The organism is Demequina sp. NBRC 110056 (genome assembly GCF_002090155.1).
Taxonomy (GTDB): domain Bacteria; phylum Actinomycetota; class Actinomycetes; order Actinomycetales; family Demequinaceae; genus Demequina.
In genome coordinates this window covers 16,050-35,674 of sequence record NZ_BBRM01000003.1, presented here as the reverse complement: position 1 = coordinate 35,674, position 19,625 = coordinate 16,050, and the positions used below count along the sequence as shown (strand labels likewise).

At 70.9% G+C, this 19,625-nt stretch carries 11 protein-coding genes; 2 read left to right on the top strand and 9 right to left on the bottom strand.

Features of this window, described 5'->3' with window-relative positions; all coding sequences use genetic code 11:
- Nucleotides 1-23: 23 nt before the first annotated feature.
- From B7K25_RS04575 to serS, 3 genes are all read right to left on the bottom strand, one after another.
- A complete protein-coding gene (locus tag B7K25_RS04575) occupies nucleotides 24-1,256 on the bottom strand; it encodes an AGE family epimerase/isomerase (RefSeq protein WP_084104557.1) in 1,233 nt (410 codons plus the stop codon).
- A gap of 22 nt (nucleotides 1,257-1,278) precedes the next feature.
- Entirely contained in the window at nucleotides 1,279-2,139 is an 861-nt protein-coding gene (locus tag B7K25_RS04570; protein WP_234988078.1) for an HAD family hydrolase, read from the bottom strand.
- Nucleotides 2,140-2,208: 69 nt separating this feature from the next.
- The gene (gene serS, locus B7K25_RS04565; RefSeq protein ID WP_084104556.1) at nucleotides 2,209-3,480 is read right to left on the bottom strand and encodes a serine--tRNA ligase; all 1,272 of its coding nucleotides are present in this window, start codon (nucleotides 3,478-3,480) and stop codon (nucleotides 2,209-2,211) included.
- 34 nt (nucleotides 3,481-3,514) lie between these two features.
- Between serS and B7K25_RS04560 the strand changes: the two genes are divergently transcribed.
- Nucleotides 3,515-4,657: a diacylglycerol kinase family protein gene (locus B7K25_RS04560; protein WP_084104555.1), complete on the top strand. Its 1,143-nt coding sequence runs from the start codon at nucleotides 3,515-3,517 to the stop codon at nucleotides 4,655-4,657.
- A 94-nt stretch (nucleotides 4,658-4,751) separates the two neighbouring features.
- On the opposite strand, the gene B7K25_RS04555 is transcribed toward B7K25_RS04560, so the two are convergent.
- The 3 genes from B7K25_RS04555 to B7K25_RS04545 all read right to left on the bottom strand — a co-directional run bounded on the left by B7K25_RS04555 (nucleotide 4,752) and on the right by B7K25_RS04545 (nucleotide 7,791).
- Entirely contained in the window at nucleotides 4,752-5,588 is an 837-nt protein-coding gene (locus B7K25_RS04555) for an endonuclease domain-containing protein (protein WP_159450113.1), read from the bottom strand.
- A 251-nt stretch (nucleotides 5,589-5,839) separates the two neighbouring features.
- Nucleotides 5,840-6,787 (bottom strand): prephenate dehydratase, encoded by a 948-nt coding sequence (gene pheA / locus B7K25_RS04550; protein ID WP_084104553.1) that lies wholly within the window; start codon nucleotides 6,785-6,787, stop codon nucleotides 5,840-5,842.
- The gene (locus tag B7K25_RS04545; RefSeq protein ID WP_234988077.1) at nucleotides 6,784-7,791 is read right to left on the bottom strand and encodes a glycosyltransferase; all 1,008 of its coding nucleotides are present in this window, start codon (nucleotides 7,789-7,791) and stop codon (nucleotides 6,784-6,786) included. The genes pheA and B7K25_RS04545 overlap by 4 nt, the downstream gene beginning before the upstream one ends.
- 129 nt (nucleotides 7,792-7,920) lie before the next feature.
- Here B7K25_RS04545 and pgm point away from each other — a divergent pair, with 129 nt between their 5' ends.
- Entirely contained in the window at nucleotides 7,921-9,600 is a 1,680-nt protein-coding gene (gene pgm, locus B7K25_RS04540) for a phosphoglucomutase (alpha-D-glucose-1,6-bisphosphate-dependent) (RefSeq protein WP_084104552.1), read from the top strand.
- A gap of 60 nt (nucleotides 9,601-9,660) precedes the next feature.
- Here pgm and B7K25_RS04535 read toward each other — a convergent pair whose 3' ends face one another.
- The 3 genes from B7K25_RS04535 to B7K25_RS04525 form a co-directional block, all read right to left on the bottom strand.
- Entirely contained in the window at nucleotides 9,661-17,898 is an 8,238-nt protein-coding gene (locus B7K25_RS04535; RefSeq protein ID WP_144018845.1) for a DUF5979 domain-containing protein, read from the bottom strand.
- Between the two features lie 112 nt (nucleotides 17,899-18,010).
- The gene (locus tag B7K25_RS04530; protein ID WP_159450112.1) at nucleotides 18,011-19,033 is read right to left on the bottom strand and encodes a DUF2332 domain-containing protein; all 1,023 of its coding nucleotides are present in this window, start codon (nucleotides 19,031-19,033) and stop codon (nucleotides 18,011-18,013) included.
- A gap of 78 nt (nucleotides 19,034-19,111) precedes the next feature.
- Nucleotides 19,112-19,621, bottom strand: coding sequence for a hypothetical protein (locus B7K25_RS04525; RefSeq protein ID WP_084104549.1), 510 nt, complete (start codon nucleotides 19,619-19,621; stop codon nucleotides 19,112-19,114).
- Nucleotides 19,622-19,625 lie beyond the last annotated feature (4 nt).

The following is a 19,625-nucleotide window of genomic DNA, read 5'->3' as shown; positions in this document are numbered from 1 at the left end:
TCGCCGGAGAGAGGGGTGGGGGGTCAGTGCAGGTTGCCGGCGGCGAGGGAGGCCGCGAGCGCGGGCGAGACCGGCAGTCGCGGGATGAGCGTGGCCTGGACTGCGTGATAGATGTCCGCCTTGCCCTCCCAGACGGTCCGCGACACGGTGTTGTCGGTGCCGAGCTCGTGCCACCACGACCCGCCGTCGCGGTCGAAGTGGAACTCCGCTGCGTAGTCCCACCAGCGGCGGTAGTCCTCCGCGTAGGACGCCTGCTTGGTCGACGCGTACAAAGCAGCCGCGGCGCCGATCGCCTCTGCGGTCACCCAGTGCATGCGCTCACGCACCACCGGCTTGCCGTCCCAGTCGACGGTGTAGACGAAGCCGACGGCCCCGTCGACGTTCCAGCCCTCGCTCACGGCGGTGGCATACAGGTGTCGGGCGTCCTCGAGCATCCAGTCAGGCCGGGCGAGGCCGGACTGCTGCAGGGAGGAGCCGAGCTGGAGGGTGAGGCGCGCCCACTCGAGCAGGTGGCCGATGGTCGCGCCGTACGGGCGGAACGGGTGCGCGGGCTGCTCCTCGTTGTAGTCGAGCAGCGGGTTCCACTGCGCGTCGAAGTGCTCGGGCAGACGCCAGTCGTTCTCGCGGGCGTACGCGTGGACCACGCGCTCGGTGATGCGCAGCGCCCGCTGGAGCAGCTGCTTGTCGCCAGTGACGTCCGCGGCGGCCATGTACGCCTCGACGGTGTGCATGTTCGCGTTGACGCCGCGGTAGTCCTCGATGTCGGACCAGTCGCGCGCGAAGGCCTCGCGGCTCATGCCGGCCTCCTCGTCCCAGAACCTGCTCGCGTGGACCTCGAGGGCCTCGTCGAGCAGGACCTGTGCGCCGGGCCGGCCCGCCATGACGGCGGAGGACGCCGCGAGGATCACGAACGCGTGCCCGTAGGCCTCCTTCACATCCTTGGTGACGGTGTCGCCGTCGACCGCGGCGAACCAGCCGCCGTGGGTGTCGTCGTGGAGGCGTCCGCGCAGCGCGTCGATGCCGTGGTCCGCGAGCGCGCCGGCGCCCGGCCGGCCCATGAGCGCCGCCAGGGAGAAGCAGTGCGTCATGCGGCACGTGATCCAGAGCTCGACGTCGTGCTTGGGGTCCAGAGTGCCGTCCTCACCGAGCCAGCCGAAGCCGCCGCGGGGATCGAGGCTCGCGGCGCCGAACTCGAGGAGGCGATCGGTCTCGGACTCGAGCCAGCGCACGTGAGCGGGGTTGGTCATCCAGGTCATGGTGCGAGGCTAGCGGGGCGAGCTACAGAACGGCGAGGCGGTCCGGGTCGATCAGGCGCTCGAGGAGCGGCAGGATGCCGTCGTCCTCGACCGAGCCCAAGACCTCGTCCGCGGCATCGTGCACGTGGGCCGGGGCGTTGCCCATGGCGGCGGACTGTCCCGCCCACGCGAGCATCGCGAGGTCGTTGTTGCCGTCGCCGACCGCCACGGTGTGCGCGGGATAGACGCCGAGCTTGCGGCGCAGCGCCTCGAGCGCGGAGGCCTTGGTCACGTTCGGAGGGGTGAGGTCGAGCCACGCCGAGTAGCCCACCGCGTAGGTGACGTCGCTGAGGCCGATGCGCTGGACGAGGTCGTCGAAGTGGCTGACGTCGACGCCCGGGGCGCGGATCACCACGCGCGTCACCTCGCCCTGAGCCAGCTCCTCGAAGCTGTCGACGACGATCTGCCGGCCGACGAGCTCTCCCATGGGGAACTCGCGGCTCACGCGGAAGCCCACGCCGAGGTCCTCGACCGCGAAGAACGCGTCCGGCATCTCCTCGCGGATCAGCTCGAGCGCGGCTGTCGGGTCGAACGTCACGGTCTCGAGGATGTCGTAGCCGCCGGGGCTCGCGGGGTTGAGGCGGATCGTCACCGCGCCGTTGGCGCACACCGCGTAGCCGCGGCGGATCCCCAGGCGCTCCGCGACCGGCATGGTCGCGACGATGTTGCGGCCCGTGGCGAGGATCACGTGGTTGCGGCACATCCGCACCTGCTCGATCGCGCGCACGACACGATCGGAGATGTCGCCGCCCCAATGCATGAGGGTGCCGTCGATGTCGAGCCCGAGCAGCCTCCACGCGTCGTTGTCGAGCGGGGGGTGCATGTCCTCGGGCGCCGCGTTCATGACCCCGATGCTACGACGCCGTGGTGACACGCAGGTGAAGCCGGCCCGCGCATCGGCGCTCGTGACGGCTCAGCCGACGGGCTCGAGCCGCTCGGCCCCGCCCAGGTACGGACGCAGGATCTCCGGCACGTGCACGGAGCCGTCCGCCTGCTGGTGGTTCTCCAGCAGTGCGACGATCCACCGCGTGGTGCCGATGGTGCCGTTGACGGTCGCCACGGCCTCCGTGCCACGCTCGCCGCGCTCGCGGATGTTGAGGCGTCGAGCCTGGTAGGTGGTGCAGTTGGACGTCGAGGTGACCTCCATCCAGCGCTCCTGGCTGGGCAGCCAAGCCTCGCAGTCGAACTTGCGTGCCGCGCTCGATCCCAGGTCGCCGGCCGCGGTGTCGATCACGCGGTACGGCAGCTCGAGCGCCTGCAGCATCCGCTCCTCGGTGGCGAGGAAGCGCGCGTGCTCTGCGGCGGCGTCGGCCGCCGTCACGTAGGAGAACATCTCGACCTTGTGGAACTGGTGGACGCGGATGATGCCGCGGGTGTCGCGGCCGGCCGAGCCCGCCTCCCGGCGGTAGCAGGCGCTCCACCCGGCGTAGCGCAGAGGCCCGTCGGACAGGTCGAGGATCTCGTCGGTGTGATAGCCCGCGAGCGCGACCTCGGAGGTACCCGTGAGGTACAGCTCGTCGCGCTCGAGGTAGTAGATCTCGTCCGAGTGCCTGCCGAGGAAGCCCGTGCCGGCCATCGTCTCGGGGCGCACCAGAGTGGGAGTGATCATCGGGCTGAAGCCGGCCTCCTGCGCGACCGCCATGGCCGCGTTGAGGATCGCGAGCTCAAGGCGCGCTCCGATGCCCGTGAGGAAGTAGAAGCGCGCGCCCGAGACCTTCGCGCCGCGTTCCATATCGATCGCCTTGAGGCCCTCGGCGATCGCGAGGTGGTCGCGCACCTCGACGCCCTCGGCCCCGAAGTCGCGCGGCGCGCCCTCGTGGCGCAGCACGGTGAAGTTGTCCTCGCCGCCGCTCGGCACCCCCTCCTCGGGGATGTTGCCCAGCGACCGGGCGAGCTCGACCGCCGTGGCGGCGGCAGCATCGGCGCTCGCCTGGAGCTCCTTGACCTCGGCCGCGAGCTCCTTGGTGCGGGCCAGCAGCGCCTGCTTGGCCTCGCCCTGGGCCTGAGCGACGTCCTTGCCCAGCGCCTTCTGCTCGGCGCGCTTGGTCTCGAAGCCCGCGAGGGCGGCGCGGTGCTCGGCGTCCGCGGCGAGCACCTGGTCGACCACTGCGGGGTCGTCCCCGCGGGAGCGCTGGCTGTCCCTCACGAGGTCCGGTTGGGCGCGCAGGAGCTTCAGGTCGATCATGACCGCGAGTCTATCGGGGGCGTAGGCTCACCCCATGGTTGCCCTGGTTATTGGCGTGATCGCCCTCGTGCTGGCGGTGGTCGCGCTCGTGCTGGTCATCACGATCACGCGCCGCGTCGGCACCCGCGACCCCTTCGTCGTGCCCAAGTTCTGGCGACGTCTGCTCCGCATTCGCGCTGCCGTCCCGAACGTCTCCGGCGCGTTCAGCCTCGACCACCCGGACAAGCAGCGCGTGGCGTTCGTCGCCAACCCCAGCAAGGACGGCATCCCCGAGATCAAGGAGCGCGCGATGCGCGCCTGCGCGATCCGCTACCTCCCGCAGCCGATGTGGTTCACCACGACCGAGGAGGACCCCGGCACCGGGCAGGCTCGTGCGGCGATCGAGGCGGGTGCCGATGTCGTGGTCGCCGTCGGCGGCGACGGCACCGTCCGCGCGGTCGCCGAGGCTCTCGCCGGCACGGGCGTCGCGATGGGGATCCTGCCGATGGGCACCGGCAACCTGTTCGCCCGCAACCTCGACCTGCCCTTGGCGGACACCAGCGCCCTCATGCGCACGGCGCTCGAGGGTGCCGATCGGGCCGTCGACGTGGGCTACATGGACGTCGAGCACGCCAACGAGGCGCACGGCGAGGACGGGCGTCACCTGTTCCTCGTGATGGCCGGCGCCGGCATCGACGCGGAGATGGTCGCGGGCGCCAACCCCGCGCTCAAGAAGCGCCTGGGCTGGCTCGCCTACTTCTTCGCCGCGCTCGAGCACCTCGGCGACAAGCGCATGACCGCCACCGTCACCATCGACGATGGCGAGCCGGTCACCAACGAGATGCGCACCGTGCTGCTCGCGAACGCCGGCCGCCTCCCTGGCGGTCTGCAGCTCATCCCTGATGCCTCGATCTCGGACGGCACCCTCGACATCGCGACGCTGGACGCCCGCGCCGGCATCGTGGGCTGGACGGACCTCTTCGGCTCCGTCATCGCGCAGGGGGCCGGCATCAAGCAGTCAGAGGTCCTGCAGGCCTGGCGCGCGTCGCGCATCGACACGGCGACCGGGCAGAAGGTCGAGATCTCCATGGCCCAGCCGGAGCGCGTGCAGGTGGACGGCGAGGAGCTGGGCCGCGCGACGCGGATCACGGCCTTCCTGGACCCGGGAGCCCTGAAGGTCCGCGTCCCCACCACGTAGCGTCCTCCCCAATCCCGCCATTTGGATCCATTTCGCTGGCCTGAGGGCTTAGACCAGCGAGAATCAACCGCCAGGCGACTGGCAGCTTCGAGCGCTAGGTTCGGCGCGCACGCAACGCCTGCCTCGCCCGCTCGCGGCACCAGTCTGGCCGGCGCGTCACGTCCTCCCAGGTGAGACGGATGACGATGAATCCAACTGAGGCCAGAAGCGCATCCCGCTCGATGTCGCGCCTGCGCTGTTGGTCGTCAGAGTGGTAGCGCGCACTGTCGAGTTCGATGGCAACGCTTCCAGCACGATGCACCATGTCCGGGTGGAGCACCGCGTGCCCCGCCCGCACCGGCGCTTGCCGCTCCCACTCGCGCCACTCTGGTCCGTGGAAGACCTCCGTTGCAGCGATGAACTCGAGCATGCTCTGGACACCTTCACGCGCGAGCGCGACCACCTTGAGGAGTCCCGCGCGGTCTGGCAGCCGTCGTGTGGCGTCGATGCGCGCGGGCAGGGCGCGCGCCTCGACGGGTCCGTCGCGCAAGACGTCGAGTAGCAAGCCTCGGCGAGACTCTGGACGTGCTCGGCGCCACACCATGAGCGCCGCGTCCTCAGCCGACACGGTCGGCGTACCTGCTATGACCACCCGTGCCACCTCATCGTCGGTCCGGAAGGTGTCAACATACGGTGGGCGCGAGAGTCGGATGTCACGGGGAAGCGTAACGTCGATGCGCTCGGGCCGCACGACTCGCCAGCCGCGCAGCCAGAGCCCAGCCAATCCAGACACAGCGCCGTGCGGAGCCATCCACGTCCGCACGGCGCGCAGGCGGCAACTCACATCGCCGACGTGGTCGCGGTGCGCGTACTGGCCCGGCGCGATACGCGCGACGAGGCCCCGGCGCATCGCCTCCGACAAGGTTGCTCCGCTCCAGCGCTCCTCCAACACGGCGCGCGTCCATGGCAGAGGAGCCGATTGCATCGCTATGGTCATGGACCGAATCGCGGGCGCGGAACGTCGTCGAGTCATGGTGTGCACGGTAGGCACGCTCTCGGCTCGCCGGTCAGGCCTGATGTCTGAGTTGTGGAAAACTCCGCCTCGCTGCCAATGCTGGCGGTTGATTCTCGCTGGCCTAAGCCCTCAGGCCAGCGAAATGGATCCAAATCGCGCAGAAGGCGTGGAGCGACGGGGCCGCGGTGCTAGGCCTGGCCGTTCCTCAGGCCCGCCACCCAGTCCCTCGCCTCGTCGAAGGCCGCGTCCGTCATCCCCGCTGGGATCGCCGTCGCGCCCGAGCCGACGGCGGGGTACGAGCCGAGGAACACCACCAGGGGGCACGTGCGGCGCAGGCCCGCGAGGGCATCGGCGATCCGCTCCTCGGCGATGTGGCCGAGCGCGTCGATCGAGAACGAGTACTCGCCGGGGCGGTCCCATCGCGGGCGCGACTCGATGCGCGACAGATTCACGCCGCGCGCGGCGAACTGCTCGAGCATCTCGAGCAGCGCGCCGGAGCGGTCGGTCGGCAGGTGCACTGTCAGCGTCGTCTTGTCTCGCCCGGTGGGCGCGGGAACGTCGCCCGGGCGGCCGATGCGCACGAACCTGGTCGCCGCGTGAGGGTTGTCCGCGACGTGGGCCTCGACGAGGGTCAGGCCGAGCCGCTCGGCAGTGCCGGGAGGTGCGAGCGCAGCGTCGACGGCGACGCCGTCGAGGGGCTCGCCGGCGGCGATCGCCAGGGCTCCGGAGGCGTTCGACGACGCGGGCACGAACACGGCCTGCGGGATCGTGACGTGGGCCCACCGGCGCACCTGCGCCCACGCGTGCGAGTGCGCCGTGATGCGCTGGATGTCGCCGTGCGCCACGCCGGGCTGCGCGACGAGCTCGAACTCGACGGGCAGCACCGTCTCCCCGAGGATCACCAGCGGGGCACCCTCGGCGAGGGTGTCGAGAGTCGCGGTCACGCCGCCCTCGACGGTGTTCTCGATCGCGACCACGGCGTAGTCCGCCTCGCCGGAGCGGACGGCACCCAGCGCCGCGGGAACGTCGACGACGGGAACCGCCTCGACGTCGGCGTCGCCGACCATCGCGTACAGCGCGGCCTCGGTGAACGTGCCGGCCGGTCCCAGGAAGGCGTAGCGGGGCCTGTCGGTCACTGGTCCTCCCCTGTCTCCGTCCGCGCCGCGACGTCGCCCGCAGCGTCGCGCTTCGCCGCCTCGACGGTGCCGTCGCCGCCGCGCCTGCTCATCCGGCGGCCCACCGCGGCCCTCGCGCCGGTCATCCCCGACCGCACGCGCCGCGCGCTCACCGCCATCATGACGTCACGGTACTGGGTGGCGCGCTTGGCCGCCGCGCGCGGCGAGCTGCCGCCGGGACGGTGGCGGATGTCGCACTCGACCTCGGTGACGGTGAGGCCGGCATGCAGGACGTCGAGCGTCATGGCCACCTCGAGCCCCGCGCCGCGCGCGAGGGGGACCGCCGCCTCGAAGGCCTCTCGGGTGATGCAGCGGATGGGTCCGAGCGGGTCGTGCGGGGCCCATCCGGAGAAGTGCTCGACCGCGCGCCGCGCGAGCCGGCCGGAGTTGCTCAGCGCCTTGTCGTCGTGCTCGGTGACCGCGACCGCGAGGTCCGCGACCTGCTCGACGACCGCGGGGACCAGCGGTGCGGCGCCCACGGCGTGATGGCCGAGCCCTCCGGGCAGCAGCAGGATCGCGCGGGGCGTCCGGCCGGGTTCGTCGCGCATGGCGATCACCGACGCACCGGTCTCCACGGATGCGCTCTTGCCGCGGTAGTGCGAGTGGCGGATCACGACCGCGCCAGCCTTCCGGGCGAGCTCCTGGGTGTTGTCGCCCGACGCGTCGTCGACCACGAGGACGAGGTCGACGCCGGGGATGGATCGCGCGGCCCGCACCGTCGCGGCGATGCGCCGCGCTTGGTTGTGGGCGACGATGAGCGCCGCGGCTGCGTGGAGGTCCTGGGGCTTGACGACGGCGCGCCTCCGGGCGGACGCGGCCGGCGAGTCCGTCCGGGCGGCCGATGCGCTCGTCTTCTTGGTGCGCTTGGTCACCTTGACGGCGGGCTTGGCGCGCGGCTTGGGAGCCTGCGTCGCCTCGGCGTCCGCAGGCTCCGGGGTTGCGCTGGTCGTGCGCCGGGCTGCCACGTGCCCAGCCTAGCCCTCCAGCCGGGGGGTTTTTCCAGTCTTTGGCATGACCGTGACCTCGACCTGACCCGTGTGTCGTGGCGACCCACCGATGGACGGCCAGCCTCGTTCGGTGGAAGAGTGGGAGCCATGCACGAGCGCGCCGGAACTCCCGCCCAGCCACAAGACCTCATCGACGTCGACCAGCTCCTCGGCGACTACTTCGACAAGGTCCCCGACCCCGCCGACCCCGCCCAGCAGGTGGTGTTCGGCACCTCCGGCCATCGCGGCAGCGCCTTCGACACGGCGTTCAACGAGGCCCACATCGTCGCCACGACCACGGCCATCGTCGAGTACCGCCGCGCCCAGGGCACGGACGGCGTCCTCTACCTCGGCAAGGACACGCACGCGCTGTCGGGTCCCGCGCAGGACACGGCTCTCGAGGTGCTCGCTGCCGCGGGAGTGCGGGTGCGCATCGACGCTCGCGACGGCTACACGCCCACGCCTGCGGTATCGCTCGCGATCCTCGTCGACAACGGCGCCGTGTCGCCCACCGGCCTGCGGACGGGCGGAGCGGGCCTCGCGGACGGCATCGTCGTCACGCCGTCGCACAACCCTCCTCGCGACGGCGGGTTCAAGTACAACCCCCCGCACGGCGGACCCGCGGACACCGATGCCACGAGCTGGATCGCCAACCGGGCCAACGAGATCCTCCGCGGCGGCGCCTGGAAGCAGGTGTCCCGCAAGCAGCTCACGGCGGCCCTCGCGGCCGAGACGACCGAGCGCTTCGACTTCCTCAAGCTCTATCTCGAGCACCTCCCGAGCGTCATCGACCTCGACGTGATCCGCGACGCCGGCGTGCGCATCGGCGCTGACCCGCTCGGCGGCGCGGCCGTCGACTACTGGGGCGCCATCGGCGAGGAGCACCGCCTGAACCTCACGGTCGTGAACCCGGAGGTGGACCCGACCTGGCGCTTCATGACGCTCGACTGGGACGGCAAGATCCGCATGGACTGCAGCTCCCCGTCCGCGATGGCGAGCCTGCGTCACCTCATGGAGGGCGCCGACGCGCCGTACGACATCGCGACGGGCAACGACGCGGACTCGGACCGCCACGGCATCGTCACCCGAGACGGCGGACTCATGAACCCCAACCACTACCTCGCCGCAGCGATCTCGTACCTCTACGGTGGGGCGCGTCCGCAGTGGAGGGACGATGCGCGCATCGGCAAGACGCTCGTGTCGAGCTCTCTCATCGACCGGGTGGGCGCGAAGATCGGCCGCCGGGTCGAGGAGGTGCCGGTGGGCTTCAAGTGGTTCGTGCCCGGGCTCCTCGACGGCTCGACCGGCTTCGGCGGCGAGGAGTCGGCAGGCGCCTCGTTCCTGCGCCGCGACGGCCGCGTGTGGACCACCGACAAGGACGGGATCATCCTCGCGCTGCTCGCCTCGGAGATCACCGGGGCGACGGGGCGCACGCCGTCGCAGCTGCACGCCGCGCTCACCGACGAGCTGGGCGAGTCCTGGTACGCGCGCGTCGACGCCGCCGCCACCAAGGCGGAGAAGGACACCCTCAAGAGGCTGTCGCCCTCGCAGGTGCGCGCCACCGAGCTCGCGGGCCAGGAGATCACCGCGAAGCTCACCGAGGCGCCGGGCAATGGCGCGGCGATCGGCGGCCTCAAGGTGACCACCGCCGACGCGTGGTTCGCCGCGCGCCCGTCCGGCACCGAGGATGTCTACAAGATCTACGCGGAGTCGTTCGTGTCCGAGGCGCACCTCGCCGAGGTGCAGGCGGCGGCCAAGGACGTCGTGGGCGAGGCGCTCAGCGACTGAGCAGGGCCGCCCGAGCTCGGGCGGTGTCGCGGGGCGTTCCCCGCGACACCGCACCGGTGCTCACTCCTTGCCGCGACGCCTCACGACGACCAGCACCACGCCGAGCACCAGCAGCACGCCCGCGATCACCGCGATCCACCAGCCGTCGAAGCCCGTCAGCGGCAGGACCGCGTCGTAGGTGTTCACGGCCGTGACCATCACGGAGGTGCCGGCGGCGATCGTCACGAGCGCCGTGCCGGCCTCCGGGCCTGCGGGCGTCATCGTGACGGCGTCGGCGTCTCCCGAATCGGTCTCGGTGATGAGGCACTCGGAGCCCGCGACGATGCCGTCGATGCCAGCGCTCAGCGGCTCGTCCCCTCCGAGCACGACGTCCGCGGTGTACGTGGGAGCCGCGCCGCGGCCCGGCTGCGCGAACGTGCACGCCACCGAGAAGGTGAACGGGCCGGCGTCGGCGTAGGCCTCGGGATCGCCGGCGAGCTGCTTCTCGATGGTCAGCGAGCCGGGCTCGTACGCGTTCGTCACGACCACGAAGGTGGTCGCCTCGTCCGCGTCGTCGTTCGGCGTGATCGCGACAGCGCCCTCGGTGCCGTCGACCGGCTCGCCCGCACCATCGGCGTTCGCCACCGTGACCGTGCTCGACGCGGCGCCGCCGTCGATGAGCTCGGTGACGGTGCACACCGACGTCGCGGGGATGCCCGTGTAGACCACGGTCTCGCCGTCGTCGAGCAGCGCGACCATGGGCCGCAGCAGGCCGTGGCCGTCGGCGTAGACCTCGTGCTCGTTGGGGCCGCCCGGGTCGTAGATGCACTCCACGGCCACCACGTACGGGCCGAGGTCGGGGACCTGGCCGTTCTGGTCGGCGACCGTCTCCTCGACGACCTTGGTGACCTCGAGCGAGGCGAGCGGCTCGAAGTGGTTGGTCACCGTGACCGTCACCGGCGCCTGGGCGTCGGCTGTGACGAGCACCGTGCTCTGGCGTGCTCCCGGAAGCGCGGGCGAGAAGAACACGGCGTCCGCGCCGCCGTCGTCGGTCTCCGTCACCGTGCACAGCGACGGCGCCAAGATGCCTTCGATGGTCGCGGTGAGCGGCTCGGTGCCTCCGAGGATCACGTCGCCGGACCAGGTGTCGACGCCGAACGTCGGCGAGGTGCACTCGACGTGGAGCGTGAACGGTCCGGCTCCGCGGTCCGCGACTCCGTCGCCCGTGAGCTCCTTCGCGAGCGTGAGCGAGCCCACCGGGAACTCGTTGACGAACGTCACGTGGTTGGTGGTGCCGCCGAGCGGGCCGTCCTCCGTCAGAACGATCTCGGTTTCCGTGCCATCCACGGCGCCGGTGGTGGCGTCCGCGTTCTCCGCCTCGACCGTCGTGCCGATGGCGCCGGCGGTCTCGACCTCCTCCACCGTGCACACCGTGCCCGTGGGCATGTCCTCGAGCACCTGCACGTCGCCGTCCATGAGCTCGAAGGTCATCGGACTCGAGGTGTACCCGGCCGCGAGGATCTCGCGCTCGTAGGGCGTGTCCTCGGCGTAGATGCACGTGACCGTCACCTCGAACGGACCCACCTCGGGGATGCCGCCCTGGCCGTCGTTGAGGGGCGTGTCGTCGACGATCTTGGTGACGTCGAGATCCACGAGGGCCTCGAAGCGGTTGGTCACCGTGACGTCGACCGCCTCGGTGTCGTTGTCGACCACGACGAACCCGGAGTCGGGGTTGGCGGGGTCGGTCGCGGGGTCGAAGGTCCACTGGTCCGCGCCGTTGGTGACGCTCTCGGTGACGGTGCACTCCGAGCCGACCAGGATGCCGTCGATGCTCACCGGCACCCCCGGGGTGAGGTCGACCGGGCCGTCGTACGACACGACCGGCTCGGCGTCCTCGGGCGACGTGGGCTGGAAGGTGCAGTAGACGTCGACGGTGAAGGTGTCGTCGAGGTGCTCGTCGCCGGCGGGACCGTCGACGACCTTCAGCAGCTGGATGCTGCCCTCGGCGTACTGGTTCACCACCAGCACGTCGTTCTGCGTGGCGGGGGGCTCATCGCCCTGCGGGTCATCCGGAACCAGGGTGAAGATGTCCGACACCAGCGGGGACTCGTCGGCGTCGTAGACGTTCGCGCCTGTGACGCCACCGGCGTCCCATGCGACGCCCACCCGGTTCGCGTCCAGCGGGTCGATCTCGCCCGCGACGCACTCGGCGCCTGCCGGAAGGCCTGTGAGGACGATCGAGTCCTCGTGGCCCAGCGACACCACCATGAGGTTGGGGAAGGCATCGGGGTTGGTGACGCCGGTCGCGGCGTCCGCGACGACGAAGTCTCCGAGGTAGCGGCACAGGACGGCGATCTGGAACGGACCCGCGAGGTCGGGGTCGACCGTGGTGCCGCCGCCGTCGCCGATCACCCTCTTGGTGAGCCGCAGCGAGGCGAGCGGGTAGTCGTTGGTGATGGTGATGGTCGCCGGCGCGACGGAGCCGTCGGGCACGACCACCGTCTCCGGGTCGAGGGTGACGGTGTACTGACCGAAGTCAGCCTCCTCGAGGGTGCACTCCGCCTGGTACGGCAAGTTGTCCACGAGCACGCTCGGGTCCACGGTGAGGTCGACGTCGAACGTGTTGCGGTAGACCTCCTCGCCGAGCGAGGTGCACACCACGGTGACCTCGAACTCGTCAGGCGCGAAGTCCGGAGCGCCGTCGCCAGTCACCTCCTTGTTCAACTCGATCGCTCCGGTCGCGAGCGCCACGCCCGCGGCGTTGCCCTCGGTGGCGAGCAGGTTCGTCCCGTCGTCCGTGGTCGCGGACGTCGCGACGGTGTTCCACGCGATCGGATCGGCCGTCGCGGTCGCCGGGTCGGTCAGCTCGGGAGCAGTCGCAGGCGTCGTGGTCTCGACGTCGATCCAGACGACGTCGGTCGGCTCGAGCTCCTGACCCTCCGGGAAGTCCGCGATGTACATGGAACCGGTGAGGTCGGCCGGATCGCCCGACCAGTCCTCGAGCAGGGTCCACGATCCCCCACAGTCTCCGGAGTGCTCGATGACCTCGGTGCACGGCTCCGGATCCTCGGTGACGTACACCGTGAGGACTGCGGACTCGTTGCCTCCCGAGCCGGAGATCGGGCTCGTGAGCACCGGCGCCCACTGGGAACCGCGCGGGAAGTCCGGGTTCAGCGCGGTGCCGTCGCCCACGTCGGGGAACCGGTCGACCGCGATGATCTGGCTCAGGGGAACGTTGCCCGTGTTGCGCAGCACCAGGCGCCAGGTCTCGGTCTGGCCGGGAGCGGTCCGCGGCACACACGGCAGTGCGAAGAAGCCGTCGTTGAAGGTGCCGTCGTAGGGCTCGCACTCCGCGCTCGGGTCGAGCGTGTTGATCTCTCCGAGCGAGTCGTCGGGCTCGTCCTCGGTGCCCGCGCGGACGAACTTGCCCGAGCGGAGCGCTCCGCCGGCCGCCACCGAGTTGGTGGCGTCTCCCTCGCAGGTGTCGAGGATTCCGGGCGTCAGCGGGTCGTACGGTCCCGGACCGCAGTAGTCGAAGGGCCGGTCGCCCTCGATCACCGCGTTGTTGATGATTGTCGCGTCGGGCGACAGGCCGGCACGCGGGTACATCAAGATGGTGATGGTGTAGGTGTCGCCGACTCCGAGCGCGTAACCGTCCGGGAAGGAGAAGGAGATCTCCGTCGTACCCTCGGGTGCCGGGTCTGGGGTGACGGTGATGAGCGACTCGTCCTCGGGAAGCTCGCTCCACCCGACGGGCAGGTCCTCTCCGGTGTCCGCGCGGTCGAAGCCGTACGGGCTGTCTCCGCTGAGCGCCGGCTCCGGGTCCACGAACAGCAGGGTGCCCTCTCCGTCGGAGGGGATCTCGTCCGTGAACACCGGGTTGAAGATGGGGGTGTCGCCGGTGTTCTCGAACTCCAGCGTGAACTCGGTCGGCCCGGTGAGGTTGAGCGGCGACGCGCCTTCCTCCGACTCGGTGTCCGGCGTCTTGACCACGTTGGCGGCGGTCACCGAGTGCCGGTAGATGACGACCGCGTCGTCGTCGTCGGCGATCGCGTTGACGCCCTCGCTCTGCGGGCCGCCCGCGTCCAGGTACGCCGTGATGGCGCCCTGCACGGTGTTGACCCAGACGCCGGGCAGGTCCTCGCCCGGGGCGGGATCGTTGCCGGACAGGTCCGTGGGCGGCGGCCCTCCCGTCACCATCTCCTCGCGTCGCTGCACGACGATCGGGATGGTCTGGAAGGGGTTCCAGGGGTCCTCCCACGCGGAGTCGCTGGAGAACCGGAACAGCACGCCGAGCACGTCCTCGGGCGCGACTCCCGTCGGCAGCGCGAAGGGGTTGGTGCCGTCTCCTGCGAGCTGGAGCGTTCCGGAGTAGTCGACCGTGTTGTTGAGGGGGTTCGCGGCGCGCAGGCAGCCGCCGGAGATGACCCCCGCATCGTCCGCGGTGAGGGTCTCGCCGGTGCACACCCACATCTCCACCTGCTCGATGGGCGGCTGCAGCACGAACGCCTCGTCGTCGACCTCGACGAACTCGTAGGCGTTCCAGAAGGTGCGGTCGAGGTCCGACACGTCCATCACCCTGGGCCGGGCTCCCTCGGTGGGCTGGCCCGACAGGGTCATGAGGAACGGCTCGCGGTTGGGCTCGACCTCGAGGTAGGTGCCGCCGGAGGGGCCCTCGAGTGGTCCGAACTGCTTGGTGACCTGCATCGAGATCTCGAAGAGGTCCAGCATCACCTCAGCCGAGGCGTCCTGCGAAGGCGGCTCGCCGTCGACCGCGGGGTTGCGGCCCGCGTCGTCGACCACACCGGTCGCCGTGTTGTGCACGAGCTCACCCTCGTAGTCGTCGCCCCGCACGCCCTGGGGAGCGCGGTACCGGTCGACGGCGCGCAGCCGCTCGATCATGGTGATGCCGCCGACGGCCTGCGGCGCGATGCCGGCCGTGGTCGGGTTGCCCGATCCGTCGCTCGGCTCGCTCCGGCCGTGGAACACCAGCTCGAGCCCGACCACCGGCGCGAGCTCGGTGGGGCTCCAGGCGCGTGCCACCGCGACATCCGACGTCTGCAGGTGGACGTCGCCCGCGTCGTCGAAGAGCGTCAGCGTGAACGAGTCCGCGCCCGCGGGCATCGTGATCGCCTGGATCGCCGCGAGGTCGAAGACGTCAGGCATGAGCAACTCGGGGTCGTCGTCGGGACGGCCCAACGTGGGGCGATCGGTGAGGCGGAGCTCATCCACGTACACGATGGAGGTGTCGTTCCGCACGGTGAGCCGGACGCCGGTCGTCGGGTAGTCCGAGAGCGCAGTCGCGAGCGGCGGGATGCCCACCGGGGAGCCGTCCCAGGTCTTCGTGGTGGCGACCGCGAGGTCCGGGCTCGTGATGACGATCTCGGTGCCGTCGGTGACGGTGACCGGGTCGCCCGTCGCGTACTCGGAGGATGCCGACGCGACGTCGCGCACCACGCCGTTCTCGCCGGCGACGTTGTAGACCTCGAGTCCGTCGACAGGCACCAGCGGGTCGGGGCTCGAGCGCAGCCAGTCGCGCACGCGGAAGGTGAGGTCGAGGGTTCGGCCGTCCTCGGCGCTCGAGCGAGCGACGCCCGAGCCGACCGGCGGAGCCGTCACGGCTCCACGAGCCTCCTCGTACTCGACGTACACGACCTGGACGCCGACCGTGCTGGCCTGCTGCTCGGGACTCAGCTCGATCGCCGGCAGCGTGCCGGCGCAGGCGTCCACGTATGCACCATCGAGCTCGCCACAGGGGCCGATCGCGGTCCACGTCGTGCCGTCCGAGATCAGCACCGCGTCCACCGCGTCGTACTGCATGAGCGGATCCGACGTCGCGGTGATGGGACCGACCTGGATCAGGTCGAACTCGTCGTAGAAGGAGCTCGTCAGCGGCGTCACAGGAGCGCCGGCCTCGTCGGAGAGCGTGAGGGCCTCCACGCCCGAGGTGCCGCCGGTCGACCACTGCAGCCGAGCCGTCGTCGTCTGGTGCGACCGAGCGGGGATGCTCGGATCCTCCGAGCCGTCGGGGTTGACGAACCTCTTGTCCATCGTGGGCCCTGAGCCGTCCGGGTCCGGCTCCAGCACGTTCACGTCGTCGCACGCCGGCGGGGCGTCTCCGGAGGAGGTCTCCCCACCGTCATTGGCCGAGGCCGTCACGCAGTTGGTGAACTGCGCGGGAAGATCGCTGTCCCAGGCCGACGTGTCCGCGTTGTCGCGGTCGAAGTTCATCACCACGTTCGGCTGGAACGTCTCGCCGGGCGGGAATCCGGCACCGTCCAAGCCGGTGTAGTCGTACTGGAACTGCAGGCCGCCGATCTCCTCAGGGGTGGGAGCCGGGTCAGGCAGGTCGTCGATGTTGACGGAGTACGTGGTGGCGCCGTCGATGGGACCCACGAGGTACACCCACTCGTCGCCGTCCCAGTAGTTCACCGTGAGCGAGGCGTTCGCCGGGATGTTGATGTCCACGAGTTGGGTCGGGTGGAACGCCTCCCAGAACGGATCGGGGTTGTCCGGGTCGGGGTTCGCGGGGTCGCTGATGACGATCTGCTGGGACGGGATCGACGAGTAGGGGTCGTCCGTGCTTCCGCCGTCGGGAGCACCTGCGGTGCCTCCCGAGAGCTGCATGACGATCCACTCGTTGTCCCATCCGGTGATCGTGCTGGGCGAGATCGACTTGGACGTGGTCGAGTCGATGTGCTCCTCGAACGCGTACAGCGTGTCGTCACCCGTCGCGACACCGTTGACGCCGTCCGAGGTGGTGCCCGTGACCGTGGTCTCGTTGGGCAGGGGGGTCACCTCGGCGGTGTCGTTCGGGTCGGTGCCGACCGTGAAGGGGATCGACGCCGGAGTGCCGCCGGCGACGATGCCGGATCCGTTGGTGTCCTCGAACGTGATCGAGAAGGACTCGACCGCGTCGAGGTCCGCGGGAAGCGGCACGTCCTGGCCCGGGGTGAACGGCCCGAAGGTGCCGCCCGCGTCGTAGGTGATCGTGGCCTGCTCCGCACCTTCGGGGAAGGTGATGGGGTTGACGAAGCCCTCGAAGCTCATCGCGTCCGAGAACACCGTGTTGGTGGGCTCGGTGACGGTGAGGGTGTCGACGTCGAGCGGCTCGGCGACGCCCGCGGTGATGGTGGCCGTCGAGGAGTCGCCGTGGAGCACCTGGTTCGGCGTGAAGCTCTTGTCCGCGGTGACGGAGGGGATGTTGGTGGTGATGTCGTAGGTCGCGTCGCCGGTGTCCGTTGCCGGCACATCGTCGCGGCTCACCTCTGAGCCGGCGGTGTTCTCCACCGTCACGTTGTCGGTGAGCTCGCCCGGGTCGCGCTGCACCATGCCGACGTCGACGCCGGCGGTGGCGCCTTCCTCGATGTGGGAGCCGTCGGTGTCCGTGAACTCGATCTGGATGCCCACCACGGACTCGAGGTCAACGCCCGCGAGGGAGATCACGTACGGCGTGTCCGGCGGGTTCACGTCGATGGCTGCGCCCACCGGCTCCATGCCACTGCCCGTGTCGACGTACACCGTCATCTCGTCCGCGCCCGCGGGGATGTCGGTCACCGTGATCGAGTCGAGCGCGAGGTAGTCGAACGTCGTGCTGCCAGAGCCGGGCGCGGGATCGGTGATGACGAGCGAGTCGACCCCGGTCTCGGACTGGTTCGAGGCCTCGATGGAGATCACCGTCGGCTCGCCCTCGCGAGCCGTCGACTCGTCAGGCGCGAAGGACTTGGTGACGTCGGTGTCCACCACGAGCGGCACGTCGAGCGTGACGTCGTGGGAGTCGGAGACGGGGTCCGTGTCGGGGTTCGACGCGTCGAACTGTGCCTCGTTGACGATGGTGTCGCCGTCGTAGTCGTAGTCGACGTCATCGGGGACCACCACCGGGATCGTGATGGTCGCGATGGTTCCGCCCAGCATGCCGGAGCCCGGGTCGGTCGGGTTGAGGAACGTGGTGTCGAACGTTACGGTCACGTCGTTGCCGCTGGTCTCGATGTCCGCCGAGTTGCCGTCGGACACGACGGTGGGCGTCCCTGCGAGCTCGAACGGCTCGGGGATCGTGTCCGTCATGACGGCGTCGTAGCAGCCCGAGTTGGGGATCGGGTACGAGCACTGGACGGTGACGACGTAGTTGAACGGCACTCCAGGCTCGAGCGGGAGGTCGTCCCCGGAGGGTCCGGTCTTCTCGATCGAGAGGCCCGCCTCCTGGATCGCCGCGGACGCTGACGTCGAGGCGACGACCGTGGTCGCGCCCGCCATCAGCAACGCGAGGAGCCCCGCCGTCCACCGTCGACCTGAACTCCACTGCGCGCGACCGTCCGTCACGTGCCCTCCCTTGCCCGCGTATGTTGTGACACCGGCTCCCTCAGCGCAATGCCGTCCAGGAGCCACGGTAGCCGAACCGCCCCGAAACTGCTCCTACCTGCCTTATCGGCGGTCACGCCGCCGACTGAAGCCACCGGCCGTGCGGATGCGCCCGTGCGACGACCGGAGCATCGGCGAAGACCGGGCCGACGCGAATCTCCGGATCCTGCCCCGCCGTGACGGGCTCGAACCCGATGCGCACCACCTCTCGCGTACGCGCGGCGGCCGCCACGGCCGCGTCTATGTCCGCGAGCACCGGCGGGGGCGCCTGGTACAGCGCGATGGTGTGCCAGATGACCACGGCGCCGGGCGGCAGCGCCGCGACGACGTCGGCGAGCGCGGTCGCGGCGTCGCCCGCCACCATGCGCACGTCCACGGACCGCCGCACCTCGATCGCGGCGCGCAGGCGCTCGAGCCGGTCCTGGTGCTCCGGCCAGACGAGCGCCTCGAGCCACGCGGCGGCGTCGGGGTCGGTCGCGTCGATCGGGGAGAGGTCGATGCCGGTGCGGCTCGCGAGCTCCGGCAGTCGAGTTGGCAGCGCGATGTCGCCGTGCACCTCGCAGTCCAGGCGCGGCTCGCCGCGACCGAGCCGGGCGGCACGGTCTCCCGTGTAGGCGTAGGAGAAGCGGTCCAGGCACAGGTTCAGCCCGGCCGATGCGCCCAGGTCGATCGCGTGGACCGGCACCTCGGTGGGGATCCACGGCAGCAGCACCGCGGCCCTCGCGGTCTCGTTCGTCTGGGTGCGGTGGGTCGCCGCGATGGCGAGCAGCTCGTCCGCCCGTGACAGCACGTGGTCGCGGAACGCCGCGAACGCCGCGTCACCCGCCGGCCGCGCCTGCGAGGTGAGGTGCGGGTACCAGGCCGCGAGCGCATCGGCGCTGCTGAGGGTGAGCTTGACGGCCCCGAGCAGCAGGTTCATGGGCGGCACGTTGTCGATGCGGGCGACCAGCCGCAGCAGGTCGGGGTCCTCGGCGATGCCCAGCGCGAAGGCGCTGTAGAGCGGCGAGTCAGGGACCGAGCGCTCCCAGCTCAGCACCTCGGCAGCGATCCGGGCGAGGTCGGTGCGGTCCGCGGACGACCAGTTGATGAGCGCCATGGAGCGATGCTCTCGCATCCCGGGCCCGGATGCCGAGGTCCGGGGTTCGCCGAGCCGGCACCTGCTCGGGAGGCGCGGTCAGACCCACTGGCTGAGGGCGAAGATGACCAGCACGTAGACGCCGATGACGCCGAGGATGGTCAGACCTCCCAGGACGGCCGCCCACATGCCGAGGGCGCCGTTGGTCGCGAGCCCGTTGCGTGCGGAGGCCCAGCCGCGCAGCCCCATGACGATGCCGCCGATGGCCGCGCCGAGGATGAGCAGCAGCGGCGTCTGGATGCTGGCGAACCACGAGGCGAGCGAGGCCAGCCCGATGCCCGACAGCGCGATGCCGATGACGGCGCTGGCGTTGCGTTCGCGCGAGCGGTCGGGGCCCCAGCGTTGCTCCTGGTGGTGGCCCGTCGCCACGTGCGCGCGCCTGCCGATGACGGGGGCGTCGTCGGCCGCGTAGGCGGGACGTGGCGCGGGCGTGGGCGCGGCAGGCGGCGCCGTCGCGGACGGCGCGGTGGGCTCCGGGGGGTCCACCGGCGGCAGGCCCGAGGGCGCGTCGGGCATCCAGCTGGTGCGGTGCTCGGGCTGCTCGGACATGGGC